Annotated in this window: 17 protein-coding genes and 1 other RNA gene; 12 read left to right on the plus strand and 6 right to left on the minus strand. The window is 43.6% G+C overall.

The window, feature by feature from the left end:
* Window positions 1–131 precede the first annotated feature (131 nt).
* The 3 genes from B2866_RS11375 to ffs all read right to left on the minus strand — a co-directional run bounded on the left by B2866_RS11375 (window position 132) and on the right by ffs (window position 4,113).
* Window positions 132–3,161, minus strand: a complete 3,030-nt coding sequence (locus B2866_RS11375; protein WP_296194292.1) for a M48 family metalloprotease — start codon at window positions 3,159–3,161, stop codon at window positions 132–134.
* A 50-nt stretch (window positions 3,162–3,211) separates the two neighbouring features.
* On the minus strand, window positions 3,212–3,808 hold the full coding sequence (locus B2866_RS11380; RefSeq protein ID WP_296194293.1) for a LemA family protein: 597 nt from the start codon (window positions 3,806–3,808) through the stop codon (window positions 3,212–3,214).
* A gap of 208 nt (window positions 3,809–4,016) precedes the next feature.
* Window positions 4,017–4,113, minus strand: an RNA gene (gene ffs, locus B2866_RS11385) — signal recognition particle sRNA small type.
* A 297-nt stretch (window positions 4,114–4,410) separates the two neighbouring features.
* On the opposite strand from ffs, the gene B2866_RS11390 reads away from it, so the two are divergent.
* On the plus strand, window positions 4,411–5,127 hold the full coding sequence (locus tag B2866_RS11390) for an SIMPL domain-containing protein (RefSeq protein ID WP_296194296.1): 717 nt from the start codon (window positions 4,411–4,413) through the stop codon (window positions 5,125–5,127).
* A 130-nt stretch (window positions 5,128–5,257) separates the two neighbouring features.
* On the opposite strand, the gene B2866_RS11395 is transcribed toward B2866_RS11390, so the two are convergent.
* Both B2866_RS11395 and glnA read right to left on the minus strand, forming a co-directional pair.
* Window positions 5,258–6,094 (minus strand): DUF4124 domain-containing protein, encoded by an 837-nt coding sequence (locus B2866_RS11395; RefSeq protein ID WP_296194300.1) that lies wholly within the window; start codon window positions 6,092–6,094, stop codon window positions 5,258–5,260.
* A 192-nt stretch (window positions 6,095–6,286) separates the two neighbouring features.
* The gene (glnA, locus tag B2866_RS11400) at window positions 6,287–7,696 is read right to left on the minus strand and encodes a type I glutamate--ammonia ligase (protein ID WP_296194303.1); all 1,410 of its coding nucleotides are present in this window, start codon (window positions 7,694–7,696) and stop codon (window positions 6,287–6,289) included.
* Between the two features lie 693 nt (window positions 7,697–8,389).
* Here glnA and B2866_RS11405 point away from each other — a divergent pair.
* The 5 genes from B2866_RS11405 (at window position 8,390) to B2866_RS11425 (ending at window position 12,884) form a co-directional block, all read left to right on the plus strand.
* Window positions 8,390–9,013, plus strand: coding sequence for an anthranilate synthase component II (locus tag B2866_RS11405; protein ID WP_296194307.1), 624 nt, complete (start codon window positions 8,390–8,392; stop codon window positions 9,011–9,013).
* Between the two features lie 162 nt (window positions 9,014–9,175).
* A complete protein-coding gene (gene trpD / locus B2866_RS11410; RefSeq protein WP_296194365.1) occupies window positions 9,176–10,294 on the plus strand; it encodes an anthranilate phosphoribosyltransferase in 1,119 nt (372 codons plus the stop codon).
* Between the two features lie 129 nt (window positions 10,295–10,423).
* On the plus strand, window positions 10,424–11,305 hold the full coding sequence (gene trpC / locus B2866_RS11415) for an indole-3-glycerol phosphate synthase TrpC (protein WP_296194310.1): 882 nt from the start codon (window positions 10,424–10,426) through the stop codon (window positions 11,303–11,305).
* Between the two features lie 77 nt (window positions 11,306–11,382).
* Window positions 11,383–12,114, plus strand: coding sequence for a Smr/MutS family protein (locus B2866_RS11420; RefSeq protein WP_296194312.1), 732 nt, complete (start codon window positions 11,383–11,385; stop codon window positions 12,112–12,114).
* 137 nt (window positions 12,115–12,251) lie between these two features.
* Window positions 12,252–12,884, plus strand: coding sequence for a DNA-3-methyladenine glycosylase family protein (locus tag B2866_RS11425; protein ID WP_296194313.1), 633 nt, complete (start codon window positions 12,252–12,254; stop codon window positions 12,882–12,884).
* A 58-nt stretch (window positions 12,885–12,942) separates the two neighbouring features.
* Here the strand turns inward: B2866_RS11425 and B2866_RS11430 are convergent, their stop codons facing one another.
* Complete coding sequence (locus B2866_RS11430) at window positions 12,943–14,916, minus strand: mechanosensitive ion channel family protein (RefSeq protein ID WP_296194317.1); 1,974 nt, start codon at window positions 14,914–14,916, stop codon at window positions 12,943–12,945.
* Window positions 14,917–15,307: 391 nt separating this feature from the next.
* On the opposite strand from B2866_RS11430, the gene B2866_RS11435 reads away from it, so the two are divergent.
* The 6 genes from B2866_RS11435 (at window position 15,308) to B2866_RS11460 (ending at window position 24,844) form a co-directional block, all read left to right on the plus strand.
* Window positions 15,308–17,242, plus strand: a complete 1,935-nt coding sequence (locus B2866_RS11435) for a TonB-dependent receptor (protein ID WP_296194319.1) — start codon at window positions 15,308–15,310, stop codon at window positions 17,240–17,242.
* Window positions 17,243–17,553: 311 nt separating this feature from the next.
* Window positions 17,554–18,978 carry an adenosylhomocysteinase gene (ahcY, locus tag B2866_RS11440; RefSeq protein WP_296194322.1) on the plus strand — a complete coding sequence of 475 codons (1,425 nt, stop codon included), beginning with the start codon at window positions 17,554–17,556 and terminating at the stop codon, window positions 18,976–18,978.
* Window positions 18,979–18,991: 13 nt separating this feature from the next.
* Window positions 18,992–19,840: a methylenetetrahydrofolate reductase gene (locus tag B2866_RS11445; protein WP_296194325.1), complete on the plus strand. Its 849-nt coding sequence runs from the start codon at window positions 18,992–18,994 to the stop codon at window positions 19,838–19,840.
* Between the two features lie 173 nt (window positions 19,841–20,013).
* On the plus strand, window positions 20,014–20,904 hold the full coding sequence (locus tag B2866_RS11450) for a 16S rRNA (uracil(1498)-N(3))-methyltransferase (RefSeq protein ID WP_296194328.1): 891 nt from the start codon (window positions 20,014–20,016) through the stop codon (window positions 20,902–20,904).
* Window positions 20,905–20,965: 61 nt separating this feature from the next.
* Complete coding sequence (locus B2866_RS11455; protein WP_296194330.1) at window positions 20,966–22,690, plus strand: bifunctional diguanylate cyclase/phosphodiesterase; 1,725 nt, start codon at window positions 20,966–20,968, stop codon at window positions 22,688–22,690.
* 360 nt (window positions 22,691–23,050) lie between these two features.
* Window positions 23,051–24,844 (plus strand): acyl-CoA dehydrogenase C-terminal domain-containing protein, encoded by a 1,794-nt coding sequence (locus tag B2866_RS11460; RefSeq protein WP_296194332.1) that lies wholly within the window; start codon window positions 23,051–23,053, stop codon window positions 24,842–24,844.
* Window positions 24,845–24,988: the final 144 nt, after the last annotated feature.

Genomic DNA, 24,988 nt, shown 5'->3' on the forward strand with positions numbered 1-24,988 from the left:
CATACTTTTTAGAACACCACCCAGGCTTTTAATGTCAAAAATAATATTAAAGAACAATGTTAAAAAAAAGGATTAAAAATATAGTCGATTCAATTTAAAAAAGAATACTCAAATGCCGTCAATGACATTGCTCAAAAAAGCTGCCGAACGCCTAGCCAATGATTGGCAAGCTCGGTCAAGCAATCATACTCATCTTGACTGACTATCGTATCGTGTAACATCACTGTATGCAACGTGCTTAGCCATTGCCGGTAATCATTATAACCATAAGGCTTATTAGTAGTCGCATTATAATCTATTTGAGCGCCGCCCTGTTGCCTCTGTCGATAATTATCATCACCTTTGGCTTTAGAACCAGACGATTGACTGGCAGGCGCTATAAAAATAGGTGCGGCTGCTATTAATGCTAATAATTGAACACTATTTAGATTTTGCGCAGTCAATAATAGCCATTGCAAATTTGCCTCACTAACGGCTGCTAAATCAATATCAATCAAACGTGCATGACGGCGTAAATCTACAAGATAATGAGCAACGCTAGCACTATTATAGCTGAGCACTGAAATAGGTGTTGAGATAGGTACTGAGCTATCTAGTGCGGATATTATTTGCCCTTTAGCATCCTTTGCTAAGCGATAAGCCAATAAAGTAAGCATGGTTTTTGCGGCAACATCAAGACCATCAAACACCTGCCCTGATGGGTCAAGCTGAGCATAGATATCATCCGTGCCGGCGTGCAATACTTGCTGCCATTGATAGTATGGATATTGAGGGGGAAGATGCGACTGAACCTGTGTATCGTTTAATACGGCAGACAATACGGGCAACAATTTCTGCAGCTTTAGCGCCTGCCATAACGCTAAAATCGAAGGCGAGCGAGACAATCGAGAGCGCGTATTCTCTAAAGGATTTAATACGGATGTAGATTTATCAATAGAATCATCATTATTTATATTATCAGCGATATTTTGGCTTAGATCAGCCGTAAGGGAGTTTTCAAACAGCTCAATGATACCTTGCTGATAGCGCACTAGCATCGTCCGATACTTTTTTTGCTGCACATAATGTTGATGATCTTGATTACTATGACTGGCTTCATATTTTAAGCGCCATTCATCAATAGCACTTTCTGATAAATCATGCTGGCGTAGTTGCTTTAACGCCAACGCAATCAAAGCGCTGTCTAGACGCCGATCAAGATTTGCTACTGCCGCTAATAATTTATGATCGAGTGTATGCGATAAAATTTGTGTGTTACTGCTAATATCCGCCCTAGAGTTAGTAGTGATTTCAGCAGAAAACTTCTTATCCTCATCAAGCCCAAGCCAGATATCAGTTAAATCATAAGTCGCTGTTGTTGACAGCACATAACCCTGATGACAAAGTAGCACGGACTCAATCAAAGCTTGCGCCCCTAGCGGGTGATAACTGTGATTGAGCACATACTGCGGTAGCGATACTTTTTGTATATCTTCGATAGCAATCAAGGTATCTGATGGCAAATCACTATCAGGTTTGGCTTGCCATGGCTTAAGCAACTCATGCATACTGATATCTTGTACTTGCACCTGCAAACGCCCATTAATAACAACATCTTCCTCTACAACAAATTCAAGCCCACTATCGCTCTGCAATTCATTATTTATCTCACTAGTAGAAAAGACTGCGATTTCTTTTTCGATAGCATCTTTTTGAATAGGATTTTTTTGAATGGCATCTTCGTCAATAACATCATTGAATGTATTATTAATGTTTTTATCAGCAAATTTATTTTTACTTAGGCTATTTACCACTATCACGCCCCAATCACCCAAGCGGCGCTGCTCGTAGATTTCTGTTATCTTTTGCTGATTGAGACGTTTTTCTTTAGCCACTTGCACGGCGAAATCATGATAAGCGTTGGCATTGATGGCACTCATGCGCTCAGCCAAACTTGGATGGGTGGCAAACCACGATACGTCACCCAAATCGGCACCACTACTGGCAAAAAAGAAATGACTTAATCCATTAATATCGGCGATGCCAGTTAAGCGCGAACCAAGCGCATCTTGATGAATGGTCTTTAAGGTTTCCATAATAGCCGGCGAACGTGTGAGCTGTACGCTGGTCGCATCGGCAAGCAACTCGCGCTCACGGTTAAAGCTGTGTTTGATGAGTTGTGCACTGGCCATACTAGAAAAGCTCAAACCATGGATTAATAATGTCCAAATATTACGCGGCGATTGATTATCAACCGTAGCCCTACTTTGTAGCCCCATCGACTGGCTTTTAACTGCTGACTGCCGGTTTTGTGACTGGCTTTGCCAATAAGCAACCCATTCGCTATGAGTGTTAAAATTAGCAGTTTGCGCTTCAGTGCTACGCGCCTGACTGTCAATATCTCTCTGAGATAAGAGGTTATTATGATTAACCGCATTGTCAAAATAGTTTTGCTGACTGCTTTTATAACCAGCACCAAAATTATTAATAGAATCACTCCAGTCATAGAGTAACTGCAAGCCTGCTAACACCACCATTAGCTGTAAATTAAACGTTGCATCACCATGTAAGATATGACCATACTCATGCCCTATTAGCCCGTATAGCGCTTCATCAGATAGCTTATCAAGCGCGCCTTGGGTGACGACGAGCACCATATCTTGGCTATGGCGACCCGCTACAAAACCATTAATGCCTTGTTCTTCAGGCAGCACATATAAAATTGGCATTCGCAAACCTGAAGCAATAGCTAGCTGCTGGGCAATCTCATAATAACGCCGATAGACAGGCGGGAAATCGCGCTCATCACGCACCGCAATATGGCGGGCACTAAAGCGAACTTTAGATACAGGCTGATGCTGATGGGCAACTCCTTGGCTATGCTCCCAAGCATCTTGGCTGTGGTCGATAAACAATCGCACCGCGCCCACGCGCTTAGCAATCGCTCGACCACCTGCTTTTAAGCGTCTGTACTCTAAAAAACTGCCCGCAACAAAGCTACCGATTGTCCATACGACCACCAGTATTAATACCCAATAATAAATGCCATCGGTAAATAGCGTCAGCAGCAACGCCATGACACCAAGTGCTACAGCAATATGGGCAAAGACGATCAGAAAAAATAGCCCATAGAGCAACAAGCTGCGCTGAGTACGGGTTCGCTGTGCCCCAAAAAAATCCATCTATTACTCTTACCTAACCATAACTAAGTGCATTTGACAGTATGTAAATATCAGCCCATATCGACGACAGGTGCTTGAGCAATGAGTTTTCTATCTTCAAATACCAATGGACTAAGTGGACGAAAGCCAAAGGTTGTGCTGACAAGATTATTGGGAAACACTTCGCGATCATTGTTATAAAACATCACGCTGTCATTATAATGCTGACGGGCAAAGCCAATCCGGTTTTCGGTATTGGTCAGCTCATCCATCAACTCTTTAATCATGCTATCCGCTTTTAACTCAGGGTAAGCCTCCACAACCGCTGAGAATTGCCCCAAGGCTTTCGACAACATACCCTCTGCTTTGGCAAACAACGCCATATGTTCAAGCGAATCTGGCTGATGCTTAGTAGAATCTTGCAAGCTTTGGGCGTGATTACGCGCGCCAATCACGCGGGTCAGCGTTTCTTCTTCATGGGTCAGATAACGTTTGGCGGTTTCGACCAAATTTGGAATCAAATCGTGACGACGCTTGAGCTGCACATCGATTTGCGCAAAGCCGTTTTTTGCTTGGTTGCGGGCACGTACCAACTTATTAAATACTGACACTCCAAAACCGACAATCAATACCACCACTGCAATGAATAGCCAAACAAACATTTTCATTATCAGACTCCAAACAATTCTGCATTTATATTATTTCTAGTAAATGTTACTACATTGTATTTTAACCCATATATCTGGTTCAGAGTTCAAAATCAGACGAAATGCAGGCGAAAAAAAAGCCCTTTACAATGAAGGACTTATTATTAGGTTTGACTCGTTTAAAACGATATAGCAGGACTATCAGCAAATTTTAGGCAAAAAAAAGCGACTCCATCAGCACATCCTCGGCACACATTATAACTATTACCGTTGCTACCTTCCGGTCCTGGCGGGGTTCATAGAACAATGTTGCGAGGCTACCAATGGAGCCACCAGCTGCAGATTATACAAGGATTTTTTATTATTACAACCCCTATCATCAAACTGTTTGCTTTAGGCGATAAACAATCTCTCCACTTACTGCGCACAAGCGACGATGCGGCCAAATCTAAACAGCAACTTAACTGACAAAATTCTCACAGCAATTGCTTTGATTTTTGCTATTTTAGTCAGGGTATGTTGCATAAAAACCAATACAAAAAACACTCATATAAAATGAGTTTTCTGAGCATATACCTCATACAACTATGATGACCATTACTAGCACTTATTAGGAGATAATGATGAAAAACACTTGGATCAACAAAGCCGCACTTGCTACGGGTACCGCTGCTCTACTGACCGCGATGATGGGTAGCGCCCACGCAGAGCCTACAGGATATGATCAGCTGACCTTTCAGACAGAAGTCAAAGAGGAAGTTCAAAACGATGAAGTCCGTGCCACTATGTATAAAAAAGCGCAAGCATCAGATGCTAAAACGCTAGCGACCACGCTTAATACTTCGATCAATAACGCGATGAAAATCGCCAAACGCTACCCAAGCGTGACCGTCAGTACTGGCCAGCAGCGCACCTACCCACGCTATGATAAGAATGACAAAATCATTGGTTGGACGGGACAAGCCAACATCGACTTAAAGAGCACTGATTTCGCTGCCACCAGCCAGCTGATTGCAGACTTACAGCAAACCTTAGTCATGGAAAATCTAAACTTCGGGGTTTCAGATGCCAAAAAAGATGCGCTAGAGCAAAAGCTTATGACCGAGGCTTCACGCGCCTTTCAGCAGCAGGCTAAAAACCTGACTCGTGCGTGGGATGCGCGCGGTTATCGCGTCGTCACTGTCAATCTAAATACTGGCAGCAACTATCCTCGCCCTATGTATAGCGCAATGAGTATGAAAGCTGAAGCGGCGGATGCGTCAGTACCAAGCCAAAGCTTTGAATCGGGCAATAGCACCATCTCAGTCACCGCGAATGGCACAATTGAGTTAACGAAATAAATGTAGAGGTAATGAATTTAGCAATAGATATTGTTGCTAACTTCTACCAATAAGGGCAGCCGCTGATTCAGTGACTGCCCTTATTTTATAGCTATCTTTTATTATTACCCCTTAATCAAGAGATTCAAGGTTATTTTTTTATCGGTTCTTCAAGGGTCATGGGTTTATCAGTTATCGGCTTATCAACTATTGGCTTAGTAAATGACAACATATTGGGCTGTTTGCCATCTTGACGCATTTTTAGTAACACTTTTTGATACCAAGGCAGACGCTGATACGCCAAAAGCTGCTCTGCTAATTTCTTATTTTTTTGCAAGGTTTGCGTGTTTTGAATGACGTAGACGGTACGCTCGACCTGTTTTGCTACCTGCCCTTTTTTATTTTTTATCACGACTTTGATGTTATGCGCACCCGGCAAAACATCAACAGTTGCAATCGAGGTGCTTAAACCCTGCGCCACCTCGTTGCCATCTAAGTAAATACTGATACTATCGCCTGCTTGTAGTGCTGGTTTTACTTGTACCTTGACATCGATGCTTTGTACCGGACGACGGTACGCCCGCTCTTCGCTAGGCTCTGTTATCGTCAGCTGATAATTAATGGGCATTTTATTAGCGGTTGAGTCACTGTTGGCTGTGGTGCCAGTGGTATTAGCGGCAACAGGTGCTTGGGCGGTATTGACAGGCTGATTGCTGGCATTATTGGTTTGACTAGAACTGTTTGCACTCACAGTATCATTGCCAGTCATGACGCTGGTTTGGCTAATTTGTTTGCCAGCTTGCTGTTCGTAGTTTTGCGGACGATCGGTAAAGGTGACTTGACCGGTCTTTTCATCGACAACTTTATAAATAGCAGCGGCATGTGCCATTGGTGCATAAAGACTGGCGGTGCTAATGATTAGCCCTGTCAGCAGATTTAACGGCAATCCTTTATTTAAAAAAACAGTACTTTTTAATAATGAACTCATAATCAGTCAGCCTAAAGCGATTTGTTATTAATATATAGATGCAACCATTATGCGATATTTTTGCCATTAAATCAGCAATGACTTCACAGTAAACTTAACAATTAAATGTCTACTTTAAGTACTCACAAAAAAACCAGCTAAGATGTCCTTAACTGGTTTTGTTTATGGAGAATTTAGTATGTTAACTGTAGATTAGCAGCTATAGTACAAATCAAACTCAACAGGATGTACGGTGATATTGACGCGTTGAACTTCTTCTTGTTTAAGCGCAATGTAAGCTTCTAGCATCTCTTTAGTGAACACATCGCCTTTTAATAAGAACTCATGGTCGTCTTTTAACGCTTGTAGCGCCACTTCTAAGTTTTCAGCAACCGTTGGAATGAGTGCTTCTTCTTCTGGTGGTAAGTCATACAAGTTTTTATCAGCGGCTTCGCCTGGATGCATCTTGTTTTGAATACCGTCAAGACCTGCCATCAATAACGCCGCAAACGCTAAATACGGGTTGGCTGCTGGATCAGGGAAACGCGCTTCAACACGCACCGCTTTTGGGCTACTAACGTGCGGGATGCGGATAGATGCTGAGCGGTTAGACGCTGAATAGGCCAATTTAATAGGCGCTTCATAATGTGGCACCAGGCGCTTATAGCTGTTGGTTGATGGATTGGTAATGGCATTCAAGGCACGCGCATGTTTGATAACACCGCCGATAAAGTATAGCGCAGTTTCTGACAAGCCCGCATATTCATCGCCTGAGAAAGTGTTGACGCCGTCTTTTGAGATAGAAACATGCACGTGCATGCCCGAACCATTATCACCAACGATAGGTTTTGGCATAAAGGTTGCGGTTTTACCAAACTGATGGGCCACGTTATGGACGGCATATTTTAACTTTTGAACTTCATCCGCTTTACGAACCAACGTATTAAACGCTACGCCAATCTCTAATTGGTTTGGTGTCACTTCGTGATGATGAACTTCAATACAGCCTTCGCCAATCATATCTTCGATGCGCTCGCACATGACCGCACGCATATCTTGTGAACTATCAACCGGTGGTACTGGTACATAGCCGCCTTTAACACGCGGGCGATGACCCATGTTGCCCCATGCATAGTCTTTGTTGGTTGACCAAGCGGCTTCTTCAGCGACGATTTCATGGCTCACACCAGACATAGCAATCGACCATTTTACTTCGTCAAAAACAAAAAACTCAGGCTCAGGACCAAAGAAAGCGGTGTCACCAATACCCGTTGATTTTAAATACTCTTCAGCACGGCGAGCAATAGAGCGTGGGTCGCGGTCATAGCCTTGAAGCGTCGATGGCTCAATAATGTCACAAGTCACTACCACAGTAACCGCGTCAAAAAATGGGTCGATAAAGGCGGTTTCTGGGTCGGGACGTAAAATCATATCTGAGGCTTCGATACCTTTCCAACCCGCAATAGAGGAGCCATCAAACATTTTGCCATCTTCCATCACTTCTTCGTCGACGCTGTGCGCTGGGAAAGTCATGTGATGCTCTTTGCCGCGGGTATCGGTGAAACGGAAATCGACCCATTTGGCATTGGATGATTCGATAAGATCAAGTAATTTGTTCGACATGGATAGTTTCCCTTATGGTTATCGTGGTACTGAAATTAAAACGTAGGATGAAAATTTTAGACAGAAAGTTTTTTTAAAGGCTACTTTTTGCTTAAAGCTCAGCTGATTTTTTGGCATTAAGCTTTAAGTATTTTTATGAGCCAAATAAATGCAGGTGCTATTTTAGCAACATCTGACCGATAATGCTGAACTCTTCAAATGCATCTTGGTAAATGAACCTATATTGCTACCCACCGCAAGTTACCTACACCTATGATATTTGCAACTGCTATGCCAATTTGTTGCCAGTAAAATACGTTATTCATATAATAAAAATCCATATATAATAAGTATTATTAGCAAATACAATATCTTATCTATATACAATCCGCCTGCTAGAGAATAACTTACGACCAATCATAATATTTCTCTTAGCATTAAAAATATTGATACCTTAAGAAACGTCTTATAAAAGTGCAATATCTGCCAAGCTCACCTTAAAAAAATGCACCTTTATGGTGCGCTTGCTATCTATCAGTGTGCATGGCCACCTGTTAGCACTGCATTTGATAGATAACGAAATAGTGTTAAGATAACAGCGTTTAGAATTGCATCGCTGTTGAACCTACTGAATTAAAGACACTACACTAAGAACACCAAGCTAAGAACACCAAGCTTAAGACACTAGGTTAAAAAGACTAAGTTGAACAAATAATGATTTTGATGATCGATAATTACGACAGCTTTACCTACAATATTGTACAGTACTTCGGTGAGTTGCAGCAGGACATCAGAGTTTGGTACAACGATAAAATCAGTATTGATGAGATTAAAGCCCTTGCGCCAGATGCCATTGTCATTGGTCCCGGCCCCTGTGACCCTGACCGCGCCGGTATCTCGTTAGAAGTGATTGAAACGTTTAAAGGTATTATCCCGATATTAGGTATTTGCTTGGGTCATCAGGCAATCGGCCAAGCCTTTGGCGGCAAAATCGTCAAAGCAAGCGAGGTCATGCATGGGCGTTTATCGGCCATTTATCATGACGAACAAGGGGTGTTTGTCAACTTGCCCAATCCGGTACAATTTACCCGTTATCATTCACTGGTGATTGAGCAAGCAAGTTTACCAGAATGCCTTGAGGTTAGCGCTTGGACGCAAAATACTAATGGCGATAGTGAGGAAATCATGGGCATTCGCCACCGCGAGTTTGCCATTGAGGGCGTACAGTTTCATCCTGAGTCGATTTTAAGTGAAGCCGGTTATCAGCTGCTGAATAATTTTTTACAAATGCATCAGTTAGCAGTATTGCCTACAAATGAGCTGCCACAAGTAGGCTAGCTGTCTTAGACATGGCTGCTTTAAAAAACGAATCTTCAAGAAACAATGTTTTAAAAAATGCGCTCTATTTTTTAAAACCATTAATTTATATGACAATTATAAAAGATAATAATAAGTGAGAATATCATGACCGCTGCCACTATGCAGGATAACAAATCAATTATGAATCAAGATAAACAAAACCTGCAAAATGCTGAGAGCATCAATCAGCTGCCAGATGAGAGTATTCATAAGCTTCTGACCACCGCGCTAGGCAGGATTTTTCAGCATATTGATTTGACCTTTGATGAGATGTATCAAGTCATGCTCATTATTATGCAAGGCAGATGTAGCGATGCCATGATGGGCGCGATTTTGACGGGTCTGCGTATGAAAGGCGAATCAATCGACGAGATTACGGCGTCAGCGAGTGCGATGCGTGACTTAGCCGCTAATATCAACCCCAGAGACTGTCATTATATGGTCGATATCGTTGGTACTGGTGGCGATGGTGCTAACTTATTTAACGTATCCACAGCCGCAGCCTTGGTGGCAGCCGCAGCAGGGGCGCAAGTTGCGAAGCATGGTAACCGCGGCGTTTCAACCAAATCTGGTAGCTCAGACTTGCTTGAGCAAGCTGGTATTAGCCTAACCTTAACACCAGAGCAAGCGCAGCAGTGTATCGAAAACCAAGGGATTGGTTTCTTATTTGCGCCCAACCACCATAGCGCGATGCGTTACGCCAATCCGGTACGCCGTGAGCTAAAAGCGCGGACGATTTTTAATATCTTAGGTCCACTGACCAACCCTGCTGGTACGCCAAATCTCGTCATCGGCGTCTTTACCGCGCAGTTATGTGAGCCTTTAGCAAAAGTGATGAAAAATCTGGGCGCGCGCCATGTGATGGTGGTCGGTGCCAAAGACGGTTTAGATGAAATCAGTCTTGCGACCTCGACCACAGTAGCTGAGTTAAAAGACGGTGAAATCTCTGTTTATGAGATGATGCCAGAAGATGCCGGCGTCGAGTCACAAACCTTAATTGGCCTTGATGTAGATTCTCCAGCCCAAAGCCTTGAGCTGATTCGTGCCGCTTTATCAGGTGCAGATACCACCGACCGCGCTGTCCTAAAAGCTCGTGATATGATTGCCTTAAATGCCGGTGCGGCGATATATACCGCAGGACTTGCCAGCAACTATCCGAATGGCGTGAGCCGCGCCCAAAAAGTCATTCAAAATGGTGACGCCTTGATTAAGCTTGATGACTTAGCCAAATATACGCAGCAATTAGCTGACCAAGCTTAATAAACTAAATGCCTAAAATTAATAAAAAATACGTGGCTCATAACCTTGTTAATCGCAACTATTTATGCAGCCTTAATTTATTTGCCTAATTATTACCCTAATTTTTTTACTAAATAACGGAATATAGACATGACCGCCAAGCCAAAATCAGACACCGCGATTCCTTCAGTGTTGCAGCGTATCGTTGCTACAAAGCACGAGGAAGTTGTCACTGCTCGTGCGGCAGTATCGCTTGAGGCATTAAAATCGCAAGCCACCGCTGATACAAAGCCCCGTCGCGGTTTTGCCAATGCTTTACGCAGCGCTGATATTGGTGTCATTGCGGAGATTAAAAAAGCCTCGCCGTCTAAAGGTATTATCAATCATAACTTTGAGCCTGCGCTATTTGCCAAGCAATATGAGCAAGCCGGTGCCAGTTGTTTATCAGTACTCACCGACCGTGACTATTTCCAAGGTGATGACAGCTACTTAATCCAAGCCCGTGAGTCTTGCAATTTGCCGATATTGCGCAAAGATTTTATGGTAGATATTTATCAGATTTACCAATCTTATTTGATGGGCGCTGATTGTATCTTATTGATTATGGCCTGTCTTGATAACGCGCAAGTACAAGAGCTGCATGCGCTAAGCATTGAGCTGGGTATGGATGTGTTGATTGAAGTTCATACAGCAGGTGAGCTTGAGCGCGCGCTACAACTGCCACGCTCAGCGCACAATATCTACGGTATCAATAATCGCGACTTAAATACTTTTGATGTCGACTTGCAGACTACGCTCGAGCTAAAAAACATACTAATCGAAGCCTTAGCAGCTGACGTTGATAACAGTATGCGGTTACCAAAGACGTCGCCACTGATTGTCACCGAAAGCGGCATTCATAGCAGCGACGATATTCGTTTGATGCTCAATCATAATATTCAGCACTTCTTAATCGGTGAGCAATTTATGAAAACCGATCATCCAGGGCAAGCGTTACAATCCTTACTTGCGAGCGTCGCAGCACAAGCGTAAAGTAAGCTCATTCGATTTTTATCTATGATATAAACCATTAAGACACTCATTCACTAACCAACGATACGTTAACTATTATGTCAAATTCTCTATTTTCAAAAGAAATGCAAGACCAACTAAAAGAGCTTAAAGGGCAACTGAGTAAAGGTCGCGACACCAACTCAGTAGATGGCGACAATGAAAAGCCAACCGAACCTGTCTCGCTATTGACCCAAAAACAAGTCAAAAAAACGGTCAAGCAATTAGATAGCGAACATATCGACGACGATAAAGTACTATTCATGCAAGCAATGCATGGTGTCACTCAGCTCGAAGACAAAAACGTGCGCTCTCCTGCCAATGCCTCTAAAGCTGGTAAACCCGACGCCGCAACATTATCAAAACGCGCTGCCGCTCAAGGTAGTGAAATGGGTGATTTGGGCGCAGGTTTATCAGATATGCAAGCACTATTAAATCCTGTCGCCGGCGAAGCCTATTTGTCCTATAAACAGCCTACCCTACAAAACAAGATTTTTACCCAACTAAAACAAGGCAAACTGCGCTGGTATGATGCGGTGGACATTCATGGCTGCACCATCGAAGAAGCACGCGAAGCAATGACCCAACTGCTCAGTCAAGCCAAGCAAAACAATGAAACTGTGGTAAAAATCGTCCACGGTAAAGGTTCTGAGGCTATTTTAAAAACCTGCGTCAATGGTTGGCTACGTCAACTGCCAGAAGTATTGGCATTTAGCTCGGCGCCACCAAAAGATGGCGGTAATGGTGCGGTACTAGTACTGCTAAAAAAGACCAAAACCGATAAAGAATAAAATTATAGCTCGAAAAAAAAGGACTGCCACCATGCAGTCCTTTTTTATATCAAAGATTTACCTTCTCGTTTTGTAGTCGTACTTTGATAAATCTTCCTATCATTTTGCTGCCTATTTTTTAGTGAGCGATTTTCTCTATGAATATACAAACCATCGAAAATAAACAAGAATTACAAGCACATATCAATGCTTTGATTGCTCTCGAGCCAAAATTTGCGCCTGTTTATGCGCAAGTTGGCCTGCCTGATTTACGCCATAAGGCGGGCGGCTTTACGCAAATAATGAGAGCGATGGTTGGGCAACAGCTATCAGTCGCGGCGGCAGCTAGTATATGGCAACGCTTGGTGGATAAAGGATTAACAACACCGATGGCCATTCAGGCAGCGACAGACGAGGATTTACGGGCGCAAGGGCTATCTAAGCAAAAAACTCGTTATACGCGCTCTTTGGTCGAGCACAATATAGATTTTGCTGCCTTAGAAACCCTACCCGATGAAGAAGTTATTAACACTCTGACGGCTGTTATCGGTATTGGGCGCTGGACCGCTGAGATGTATCTGCTGTTTTCATTACAGCGCGCTGACGTGCTGGCAGTCGATGATTTGGCGATTAAAGTTGCAGCGATGGAATTGTTAGATTTAGAAGAGCGCCCAACGCCAAAACAATTAAAAAACCTGACTCACGATTGGTCGCCGCATCGTAGCGCTGCCAGCTTATTGCTATGGCAATACTATGGTTTTTTACGTCAAAAAACGGCTATCCCTTTATAAACCATACGTTTATAAAAAAACGCTCAATAAACCTTAAGCAAAATCACCACACAAAACATTAAGGCTGATTCCAAATTGAAAAACCAAATTTCTTTTTGGCGTGTTTAAACTTACCTTTTTTTAATAGACGATGTTTATGCTTTTGTATTTTTTGCTTTTTAGTGGTTTCTTTACGAGCATCTTTCTCACTCGTCGCACTGTCAGCGTTTTTATTTAAATCAAGCGCCTTTTTCTCATTGTCGGTATCGTTATTGTCAGTACCGTTATTGCCATCAGTTTCTGCTTCACTCGCATCGCCTGCGTCCACGGCTTCGTTTATCATATCATCGGTCACAGTTTCTAGCTGAGGTTGCGGCTCAAGCTCAGCCTGATTGACAATCAGCTGCTGGGTCGGCAGCGCATGCTCGACATCGTATTTTTTCACAAGGGTCAACACATCGACCAACAAGTCATCTTGCTTACGATAAAACTCTATCGAGTCGACAGCATTAATATAAGCGCGCAGTTGAATCACGTAACAGTCTTGGCGCAGCTCCGAAATATTGGCCTGATTCCACTCTTGGTTGGTCAGCTCATGCTCGTCCAAAAATTGATCTAATTTTTTGACCATCTTAAAGACAACATCAATATCCGCATTGCGTTTGATATATAAGTTATGCAAGAAATGAAACATATCCCGCGAGGTATAGTTTTCAATTTGCATCGATGAAAAATCACTATTAGGCACCGTCACAATCGTCCGGTTCAGCGTGCGTACCCGTGATGAACGAATACCAATATCAATAACTGTACCTGCTTGATTGCCGAAGCTACAGTAGTCGCCGATGCGGACTGGTGAATCTGCTACCACCACCACACTACCGACCAAGTTTTCAATCGTCTTTTGCGCACCCAGTGCCAAGGCTAAACCACCGACCCCTAATGCCGCAATCCCCGTGGTCAAGTCAAATCCTAAATTCCCAAAAATGACAATAACGGCAAAGATTAATAACAGCGCTTTGACCACCTTGCGCATCAAACCTAAGATAGAAACCCGCTCGGTATAGTTTTTCTTATAACTTAAATTGACCGCACGGGTAAATATAGAATCAATAACCCGCAGTAATAGCCATGTCGTTGCCACCCAAGAGGCTATGTCGGTAAAGCGTTTAATCGGTTCACGCAGTGTCACTGATATACCGGCATAAACCATAACTTCGGACAATATCAGCGCCGTGATAACGACGGTCAGCGGCAATACCACATTATTAGGTAGCGGTAAGGTCTCACCCCGCAGGCGAGGATAAATCAGCTTCAATAAATAATAGAGCAGCCAAACCACGATGTAAGTGAGGATAAAACTGCTGACAATAATGGTTAACGCTGCAAATATATCGGAAATCTGATAGCCAAATAGCTTTTTACCATCTAATGAATCAATGGTGTAGCGCGAAACCAGCGTTGGCTGATAGTTTTCTATCACTTCTGGTATCGAGCTCAATGTATCATTTGAAAACTGCCAATACTGCTCGCCTTGTTTAGAGACGACCCTTTCGAGAACCAGTGGCACGCTTTTATCACCGATATTAATCACGCCGACGTTTTCTTGGCTTGGCGGTAGCTGATCGCTTAGATTACCCTCGGGCGTATTGTTAATTTGCAAATCGGGCTGAAAACGTCCACCCGCATCGAGTGCTTGCTTAAATTGGCGTACAACGGTGGTTGGATTATCAGATTTGGATAAATTTAGATAATTGCTGGCCAGCAGATAGTCGTTATCGCCCAACGCCTTAATAAAGCCTTGTACGGTATGGCGCGGCGTGTCACGTCCGAAAGAATCTGGTGTCGATGTGTTGACCACCTCTTCAGTTTGACCACCGACGCCCAATATGCTGGCTTCGGCAGCAAGCGCATTATGTGAAAAAATGACGCTTAATGCACTCACTATCATCGCAAACAAAAACACCGTTATGATAAGCGGCGTTTTTATTTTTAAAGATGTAAATGATGCAGATATCGCAGTACGAGCACTCAGATGACGCTGAATAGACAAAACAAACCTCTTAACTTTATGAATGGCAGCACAAAAAAATAAATGAAATTTGCCACTATAATAGCAATTATTAATCACAGCAATGCGTTTGATTGCATGTTTTTATTACTGTTTAAAATAGCGCTTGCCTTTGATGCAGTTGATGCTCATTGAAAGAGCTAAAAAAATACTAGAGATAGCAAAGCAACCTAGACAAACTCCTCGTTCATCATGAGCACCACTCAGCGTATGCTGAATAAATATTAGGACAAAGTGGTTTATAAGTGTGCTGGTTTTATAGATAATAAGCGTATGTAATCTTCATATAACTTTTTGTAACTTTTTGATTTTAGGCTTTCGCTTCTGTAACTTTTTACTTTGTTTAATTTGTCATTCAACTTTGGAATTCAATATGGCTTTATCACGTTCATCTTCGACCACCTATCTGCGGTTATGTATCTTAAGTGCTTTAGGCGTATGTGCTATGAGTGCCACAGCAGCGACTGTTGATAGTAGCGTTATCAATCACAGCGAGCTGCCACAAATTGAGCTTGATAAAATTGTCGTGACGGCGACGCGGACGCCAACTAAGACCAGTAATGTCATTGCCCAAACTCGGGTGATTGACAATGAGGAATTGCAGCGTTATCAAGGTCAGACAGTGACTGACGTATTAAAGAATCAGCCTGGTATTAATATCACACAAAGTGGCGGTATGGGCACAGCCAGTAATTTTTATATGCGCGGTTTTGATAGCAAGCAAGTCTTGGTGATTATCGATGGGATACGCTATGGCTCTATCTCTTTAGGTAGCCCTTCTCTAAATCTATTATCAGCAGATCAACTGGATCGTATTGAGATTTTATACGGCGCTTCAGGTTCTAGTATTTATGGTTCTGATGCCATGGGCGGTGTCATTCAAATCTTTACTAAGGGCAATAATGTAGAACAATCCAATGTGTCTACGACTGTTGGTTATGGCAGTAATAATCACTACCAAGTCGGTGTCACAGGTCAGCTTAAAAATGCTACTTCATCATTAAGCTTGGGTGTGAGTCGAAATGAAACAGACGGCTTTAACGTAATTGCCAATAGTAACTCGGCTGACTATAACGCTGATGATGACGGCTTTAAATCTACCAATGCCAGTTTGGCATTGCAGCATAAACTTTCAGACTCGCTGAGCGCGGGATTGAGTGCCTTGTATACTGACTCTACCACTGATATTGACTCAGCAGGAAATGCGTTTCCAAATGCTTATTCAGATCAAAAAAATGGCAGTGCCAATGCTTATCTTCAATATAAAACGCCTTTGACGGTCAGTAAGCTTAGTTACGGTCAAAGTATTGATAAATCGACTTCTCATGATGCCAATTCTATTAACTATCAAGAAGGCAGCCAGTACGATACCACCCAAGAGCAGGCGCGATTAGAAACCAGTATCAACGCGCAACCTGGTACTGTAATTATTGGCGCAGAATGGTTGTCACAAAAACTAGACGCCTCAGATGTTTTAGATTTTTCAGGTTATCCTGATCCTGCCGTGCAAACCCCTTATAATCCTGACGACAGAACGGTTAAAAGTGCGTTTGTTGGTTATCAATTGGCGGACACTTATTACGACCTACAAGCCAATTACCGCGTAGATGACAACTCGCAGTATGGTAATGAGAGCACCTATAATTTAGGAGCAGCTATACGTCCATTAGCGGGTATGCGAATTGGTGCTAACTATGCCACAGGTTTTCGTGCACCAACGTTTAATGACTTATACTGGCCGGGTTTTAGCAACCCCAACCTTAAACCCGAAAGAACGAAAAACACCGAAGTATTCGTTGAATACGCAAATGAGGCTCAAACGTCACGATTAACAGGCTATTATACCGATGCAGAAGACTTGATTTCTAATGCAGCAAATATCAGTGAAGCGAAAATTAAAGGGTTAAGTTTGACCTCAGACTGGAATATGAATGACTTTATCTTTGGTCTTGGCTATGACTACTTAGATGCGAAGGACAAAACCGCAAACAGTGCTAACTATGATCAACAGCTTGCCTATCGTCCTAAAAACAGCGGTTTAATTTATATCGGTTATCAGCAACCGACGTTCGATGTTCGCCTCGAAGCCAAACATACCGATGATAGATTGACAGCAGAAAACAATAAACTTGATAGCTATACCCTGCTTAATTTGAGCGGCGCAGTTTATATCAACCCTAATCTTCGCGCTAACTTGCGGGTAGATAATATCACTGATGAGGATTATACCCTTGCCAGCCAATTCGGTAACGAATACGCCACAGAAGGCACCAGCTATTTCGGCTCACTCACCTATAACTGGTTTTAAGCTTATTTGGTAAAAATTAGAACTTATATATAAATAATCAAGGCTATCGATCGATGGCCTTTTTTATGACGCAAGCACTTACGATTTTCCGCAGCCAATAGGTGACAAATTAATCACCATCAATTACAATAACGACCTCCGAGAGGTGTTGCGCCATAATAAATCTTATTGCATATAAGCTTTATCGCTTTGCAAATCATTTGTTATGTTAGGCTCGGTTAACTGTTTATGACCATTTTGGGTTATGAACAGCGCAAATAACGGCACCTGCGTTTTTATTCTTTTTATCTATTAACTGATAGGAGCATATTATGGACGCAGTGTCTAACACCCCATCTGCCCATACGATCGACCCCTCTTTCACTGACTATAAAGTTGCCGACATTAGCCTTGCTGATTACGGTCGCCGTGAAATCACCCTAGCTGAAGCCGAAATGCCTGCCCTGATGGGTTTGCGTCGTCGCTACGAAGCCGACCAACCGCTTAAAGGCGCAAAAATCGCTGGCTGTATCCACATGACCATTCAGACGGCTGTCCTTATTGAGACGCTTGTCGCGCTAGGTGCGGAAGTACGCTGGACCTCATGTAACATCTTCTCAACTCAAGACCATGCTGCTGCGGCGATTGCCGCTGCTGGTATCTCTGTTTATGCTTGGAAAGGCGAAACCGAAGAAGAGTACGAGTGGTGCTTACGTCAACAGATCCATGTTGGCGGCGAAGCGTCAGGTCAACTTTGGGATGCTAACTTAATCTTGGACGACGGCGGTGATTTGACTGCTTTGATTCATAACGATTATGCCCAAATGCTTGATAACATCCATGGTATCTCTGAAGAAACTACTACAGGTGTCCATCGCTTGGTTGAGATGCTAAATAAAGGCACGCTAAAAGTACCGGCTATCAACGTTAACGATGCGGTTACTAAGTCTAAAAATGACAACAAATACGGTTGCCGTCATAGCTTAAATGACGCTATCAAACGTGCAACTGATATGTTCCTTGCGGGTCGCCGTGCGCTAGTCATCGGTTATGGCGATGTAGGTAAAGGCTCTACGCAAAGCTTACGTCAAGAAGGTATGATTGTCCGTGTGTCAGAAGTCGATCCTATCTGTGCCATGCAGGCTTGTATGGACGGCTTTGAAGTATTGTCACCTTACATCAACGGCGATAACACTGGCGGCGCAGAAAATATCAACACCCGCCTGCTTGAAGATACAGATATGATTGTCACCACTACCGGTAACTACCATGTTTGTGACAAACATATGCTAGCGGCTCTTAAACCAGGTGCTGTCGTTTGTAATATCGGTCATTTTGACACCGAAATCGACACGCAGTTCATGCGTGATAACTGGCGCTGGGTTGAGATTAAGCCACAAGTGCATCAAATCTTCCGCTCAGACGATGAAAACGATTATTTGATTCTGCTTGCTGAAGGTCGTCTAGTGAACTTGGGTAATGCAACCGGTCACCCATCGCGCGTGATGGACGGCTCATTTGCTAACCAAGTATTGGCGCAAATGTATCTGTTCGAAGAAAAATTCGCTGACTTGCCAGCAGATAAGCGCAATGACAACTTATACGTCAAAGTCTTACCAAAAAAGCTAGACGAAGAAGTGGCTGCGGCGATGGTTGCTGGTTTTAACGGTACGCTAACTAAGCTGACTGAAAAACAAGCGGAGTATTTAGGCGTACCTGTCGAAGGTCCGTTTAAGCCTGACGCTTATAAATACTAATAGGAGCCAGACTGTGACTAAGCCTGCTTTCTCCTTTGAGTTTTTTCCAGCTAAAACCGAGCAAGGACATGAAAAGCTCCTCAGCACTTATGATGAGTTAAATAAGCTATCACCTGCTTACTTTTCAGTGACCTACGGTGCGGGTGGTTCAACCCGTAGCCGCACTTTAGATATCGTTCAAGCTTTGTGCGCGCGCGGTGACACTGATATTGCGCCGCATATGTCTTGTATTGGTGATGACAAAGCGGAAATCGCTGAACTGCTTGATCTTTATAAGAGCTTGGGCATCACACGCTTGGTCGCCCTGCGTGGTGATTTACCATCCGGTCAGGTTGGTATGGGCGAGCTGCCATTTGCGTTAGACTTGGTTAAGTTTATCCGCGAATACTCAGGCGATCACTTCCGTATCGAAGTCGCAGCCTATCCTGAGATGCATCCACAAGCGCGCAGCTTTGAGTTTGATGTTGACAACTTGGTGAATAAATACCAAGCGGGCGCTAATGCGTCGATTACCCAGTTTTTTTATAACGCCGATAGCTATTTATATCTGCGTGATACCTTAGAAAAACGCGGTATTGACACGGTTGCACAGCCTTTAGTCGCTGGCATTATGCCGATTACCAACTCAAGCAATCTCGTACGCTTTGCTGATAGCTGTGGCGCTGATATCCCGCGTTACGTGCGTAAACAGTTGGCGGATTTTGGCGATGACCGCACCGCTATTCGGGAGTTTGGCTTTGACGTCGTCTATCGTCTGTGCGAGCGCTTGATTAGCGAGGGCGTCCCTGCCATGCATTTTTATAGCATGAACAAGGTTGAGCCAAACAAGCGCTTAGTCGAAGCCCTCGGACTGACTGCTTAAATATTTATCAAATGTATTGCTGAATGACTGGCGTTCTTAGGGGCGCCAGTCTTTTTTGGTATGGGCATTGCATTTATACCAATTCTACTGATGACAATCCCTTTACCCACTCAAATGATATTCTGCTAAGATATTGAAAAATATCATCACCCCCATTATAGGAATAAGTAAATTTGCGACGTTTCTTTTATGACACTAGTAGCGACAGCAGTGATAAAAACACCCCGACCTACCCGCAACTTAGCACTTTACCTATCGGTGCTAGCGTCGAGTTGACCGAAAATATTGTCCATCATTGGTGCCGGGTACTACGGGCTAATATCGGTGATAAAGGGATTTTGTTTGACGGTTTCGGCGGTGAATATCAGGTACAGCTCAATAGCATCAGTAAAAAAAAGGCCACTGCGACGCTATCATTACACGTAGAAACCGATCGCAATGCCGCTGTGTTGACAAAAATCGGGCTAGTGATGAGTCGCGGCGAACGGATGGATTACGCCATTCAAAAATCCACTGAGCTTGGTGTCACTGCTATTCAACTATTGAGTAGCCATCACGGTGAGGTCAATCTAAAACCTGCCCAAGTAGAGAAAAAACTGGCACACTGGCAACAAGTGGCTATTGCTGCCTGTGAGCAATGTGGACTGAATCGCCCGCCCCTTATTATCGCGCCATTATCGATTGATGACTGGCTATCAAATATAGCAGCTAACGAAAATAAAAATGAGATGATAGTCAGCCCAATCGTAGCTGAGCTGAGTAAAGATGCTTATTATCAAGCATTACAGCGGCCTGCCGATTTATGTCTGCAGCTAAGCGTGCCAGCAGCAGGACAGCCACTGATGCCTGAGGCGCTGCCCGTCGTTTTGAAACAACAGACGCCTTATGTTGAATTGCTAATCGGACCTGAGGGCGGGCTCAGCGCTGATGAATGCGGCAAAGCTGCTGACGTTGGTTTTGCAGCGTGGCAAATTGGCACAAGGGTATTACGTACCGAAACTGCCCCTGTCGTTGCCTTAGCAACATTGGCATCATTGGCGACCCTACATGCTTTAATTAGGTAGGCTTCAAATTGCCACTACTGCATCGCCATTTATCATTCAACTTGATGTTATGAGTCCTATTATGACCGATTTTACCCCTATGCCAATATCGGATAAGCAGCAATTATTGGTCAAACTGTGCGAGCAATTTGAAGACGCTATTTTCATACTGGACGAAAAACTGCGCTATTTATCCGTCAATGCAAGCTATGAGCTGATGCTTGGTTATACAGAAAAATTTTTGCTTGGCCGTCCGCTTGGCATCTATGCAGCCGAGTTTTTGTCCGAAGAAGAGCAAGCGGTGCTCAAAAATTTGATTAACAGCTTAGACATTACAGGATTTTGTGAAATCGATTTTTCGATGGCAAATCGCTATGGCGAAATACTCGACTGTCATATCACCTATCGCAAAATTTACTTAGAAGAGACCCCTTACTACGTTGGTACCATACGTAATATGGCGACGCTGGCTAAAAACAGAGAAAAGGTCGCCCACCTGTTAAATTATGACCAGCTGACTGGACTGCCGAACCGTAAAGTGTTTTTAAGTCAAACCAGTGAGTTGTTAATAGAAAGCTACCAAGAAGTGGTGGTCGTGCGTTTTAACATTGACCGTTATCGCAACCTTGCTATCTTATTGGGACCAGATGGCATCAACAAACTGGTAGAAAATTTTGTTTTACGTATCACCGAGTTGGAGCTGGACAATTTACGCTGCTTTTCGCATTTTGGCGGTGACGACTTTGCTTTATTATTTGAATGCAACGATGCCAATATGGTGCGCCATCAACTAGACAGCTTAATGCAAATGTGCGAGCGCCCTTTTTTCTTAAATGACAGCATGGCAAAAGAAGCACAGGTCTATTGTCATATCTCGGTTGGGGTCAGCTACTTCCCTGAAAACGGCAATGAGTTCATCGGCTTATTGACCAAAGCTGAAAAAGCGTTGAATTACGTTAAACAGCAGGGCGGCGATGATGTCTGCTGGTATCATAAATCTATTAATGAGATGAATGCGCACAATATACAGTTAGAGTCTGAGCTTAGGACGGCTAGTAACGAGTGTCAATTCGTGCCGTATTACCAACCCAAATTTGCCCTAGATACGGGTGTGATTAGCGGTTTTGAGGCATTGGTGCGCTGGCAACACCCTACCCGTGGTTTACTAAGACCCGCCGATTTTATGGATGCCGTCATTTCTCATAAATTATCGTTTGAGTTGTTTTCACAAATGGCAAACCAAATTGCCAAGCAATTGACCGTTTGGCGAGATTTGGGTTTTGAGCAGCACATCTGTATCAATGCCGATGCGGCAGAATTCAGCCATCCTGATTTTTTTGGCTTGGTCCGTAACTTGTTAGACAGCCATAAACTTGCCGCCCACCAACTGCACATAGAGGTGACCGAATCTTCATTAATACAACGTCATGCCAATGTCAAAAAACAACTAGATTTACTCAAAGAACTTGGCATCTGTCTGGCGCTTGATGACTTCGGTACGGGTTTCGCTTCGCTGAGCTATTTACAAGAATATCCGTTTGATTTTATTAAAATTGATAAAAGCTTTATCTCTAAAATCACCAATGATTGTACGCAGCGCGCGATTGTTAAAGCGATTTTGGATTTAGCAGAAGCACTTGATATGCACGTTATCGCCGAAGGTATCGAAAATGAGCAACAACGTGACTTACTGCTTAGTATGGGTTGTCAGTACGGTCAAGGTTATTGGTTTGGTAAACCGATGACGTCAGATGAGGCCACTAAGTTGCTCACGCAGCAACATTTGTCTAAAACTGACTCTCCTTAGACTTCTATCTTAAGAGTAAATTGCTTGAATTTTTCTACCATTATTATTAAATAACGCTTAAGTTTTTAGCGTATAAGCTCGATGATATATAGGATGCAACACAGGTTGATGACTTATCAGTATTGTCACCAAACTTGTATATTTGCCAGTGAACGCCTATCTTTTACCAAGAATTTACGAATACAGTCATAATTCTTTTTTACTCTTCTCAATTTATTTCATATGACCGATGTTGTTGTCTGCTATTGACACAGACAATCCTCATACTAGTAAAACGCGAGCGACTCAGATTTCAATCATGAAAATCAATGATGGTCGCCGCATTATTGCCGGTCGCATCCTAAAAAAGGACAGGAAGTTATGCAATATAAAGCGCCCCTACGTGATATCCAATTCGTGATGCATGAGTTACTTGACAGCGAAAGTCACTACAAAACCTTACCTGCGTTCCAAGAAGCCGATCGTGAGTTGATGGACAGTCTGTTTGAGATGGCGGCAAGCTTTGCGGAAAATGAGCTGTCACCATTAAACCAAAGCGGCGACGCGGAAGGCTGTCATTTCGACAACGGTACTGTCACCACGCCAAAAGGCTTTAAAGAAGCTTATAAAGCCTACTGCGAGCTTGGCTTCCCAGCCTTGTCTGCTGAAGAAGCATTCGGCGGTCAAAACATGCCTTTCTCGTTATCAACGGTCATCAATGAGATGGTTGGCACGGCGAACTGGTCATTTTCTATGTATCCTGGCCTATCACATGGCGCGATTCAAACCATCGAGCACCATGGTACTGAAGAGCAAAAACAAACTTACCTTGAAAAAATGGTCACCGGCGAGTGGTCAGGTACTATGTGCTTGACTGAAGCACATGCGGGTTCTGACTTGGGTATTATCCGCACCAAAGCTGAGCCAAACGATGACGGCACTTATAGCATCACTGGTCAAAAAATCTTTATCTCAGCGGGCGAGCATGACCTAACCGACAATATCATTCATATCGTCCTAGCCCGTCTACCAGGCGCGCCTGCTGGCACCAAAGGCATCTCGCTGTTTATCGTACCTAAAGTCATGGTCAACGCAGACAGCAGCCTTGGTGAAAACAACAACGTCGTTTGTGGTTCTATCGAACACAAAATGGGTATCAAAGCGTCAGCGACTTGCGTGATGAACTTTGACGGCGCAACTGGTTATTTGATTGGCCCAGAAAACCGCGGTCTACAGTGCATGTTTACCTTTATGAACGTGGCCCGTATCGGTACCGCCGTTCAAGGTTTAACGGCAGCAGAATATGCGTTCCAAGGCTCATTAACCTATGCCAAAGACCGCTTAGCGATGCGTTCATTATCAGGTGCTAAAGCCCCAGATAAAGTCGCTGACCCTATCATCGTCCATCCAGCCGTTCGTAACATGCTATTGACCGAAAAAGCCTTTGCTGAAGGCGGTCGTGCCCTCGTTTATTACCTCTCACACTTTGCGGATACTGTTGCAAAAGGCGAAGGCGATGATCTTAAATTTGCTGACCAAATGCTGTCACTATTGACACCGATTGCTAAAGCATTCTTGACTGAAACTGGTCTAGAAGCGGCTAACCATGGCGTACAGGTTTATGGCGGTCACGGCTTTATTAGCGAGTGGGGTATGGAGCAAAACGTCCGTGATACCCGTATTGCTTGCCTCTACGAAGGTACCACTGAAATCCAAGCGCTTGACTTACTCGGCCGTAAAGTATTGGGCTCACAAGGCAAAATGCTGGCCAACTTTGTCAAAGTCATCCAAACTTTCTGCGAAGAGAACAAAGACAACGATCAAATGGGTCAATTTATCCGCCCACTTGCCAAACACGTCAAAGAATGGGGCGATTTAACCGCGCGTATCGGTATGCAAGCGACTGAAAACCCAGATGCGGTTGGCGGTGCAGCAGTTGACTACTTATACTTCAGCGGTTATGTCACGCTAGCTTATTTATGGGCGCGTATGGCCTTGGTTGCGCAAACTGCATTGGCAGACGGTACTGGCGAAAAAGCCTTTTACGATGCCAAAATCAAAACCGCGCAATTCTACTTTGCAAAATTATTGCCACGTACCACCACGCACGTACAGCGCATCAGCACTGGTGTTGAGCCGTACATGACTATGGACGTTGATCAATTTGCGTTTTAATGTATAGAACGTTGCAAGTGTAGTATCTATTTTAATAAGCAGTTCCTATCGGCAACATACTTAGGTGTGTTGCCGATTTTCTTAGCGTTTTTATTGATAGCTATTTTTGGTGGACGCACAATTCACGAAGAAAACCACCCGTCG

Origin of the sequence: Psychrobacter sp. UBA3483 (assembly GCF_002377905.1) — a bacterium.
Lineage (GTDB): Bacteria > Pseudomonadota > Gammaproteobacteria > Pseudomonadales > Moraxellaceae > Psychrobacter.

Coding starts and splice junctions, on each gene's coding strand:
- B2866_RS11375 (WP_296194292.1), bottom strand. CDS start 3,161: ATGGATTTTTTTGGGGCACAGCGAACCCGTACTCAGCGCAGCTTGTTG.
- B2866_RS11380 (WP_296194293.1), bottom strand. CDS start 3,808: ATGAAAATGTTTGTTTGGCTATTCATTGCAGTGGTGGTATTGATTGTC.
- B2866_RS11390 (WP_296194296.1), top strand. CDS start 4,411: ATGAAAAACACTTGGATCAACAAAGCCGCACTTGCTACGGGTACCGCT.
- B2866_RS11395 (WP_296194300.1), bottom strand. CDS start 6,094: ATGAGTTCATTATTAAAAAGTACTGTTTTTTTAAATAAAGGATTGCCG.
- glnA (WP_296194303.1), bottom strand. CDS start 7,696: ATGTCGAACAAATTACTTGATCTTATCGAATCATCCAATGCCAAATGG.
- B2866_RS11405 (WP_296194307.1), top strand. CDS start 8,390: ATGATTTTGATGATCGATAATTACGACAGCTTTACCTACAATATTGTA.
- trpD (WP_296194365.1), top strand. CDS start 9,176: ATGAATCAAGATAAACAAAACCTGCAAAATGCTGAGAGCATCAATCAG.
- trpC (WP_296194310.1), top strand. CDS start 10,424: ATGACCGCCAAGCCAAAATCAGACACCGCGATTCCTTCAGTGTTGCAG.
- B2866_RS11420 (WP_296194312.1), top strand. CDS start 11,383: ATGTCAAATTCTCTATTTTCAAAAGAAATGCAAGACCAACTAAAAGAG.
- B2866_RS11425 (WP_296194313.1), top strand. CDS start 12,252: ATGAATATACAAACCATCGAAAATAAACAAGAATTACAAGCACATATC.
- B2866_RS11435 (WP_296194319.1), top strand. CDS start 15,308: ATGGCTTTATCACGTTCATCTTCGACCACCTATCTGCGGTTATGTATC.
- ahcY (WP_296194322.1), top strand. CDS start 17,554: ATGGACGCAGTGTCTAACACCCCATCTGCCCATACGATCGACCCCTCT.
- B2866_RS11455 (WP_296194330.1), top strand. CDS start 20,966: ATGACCGATTTTACCCCTATGCCAATATCGGATAAGCAGCAATTATTG.
- B2866_RS11460 (WP_296194332.1), top strand. CDS start 23,051: ATGCAATATAAAGCGCCCCTACGTGATATCCAATTCGTGATGCATGAG.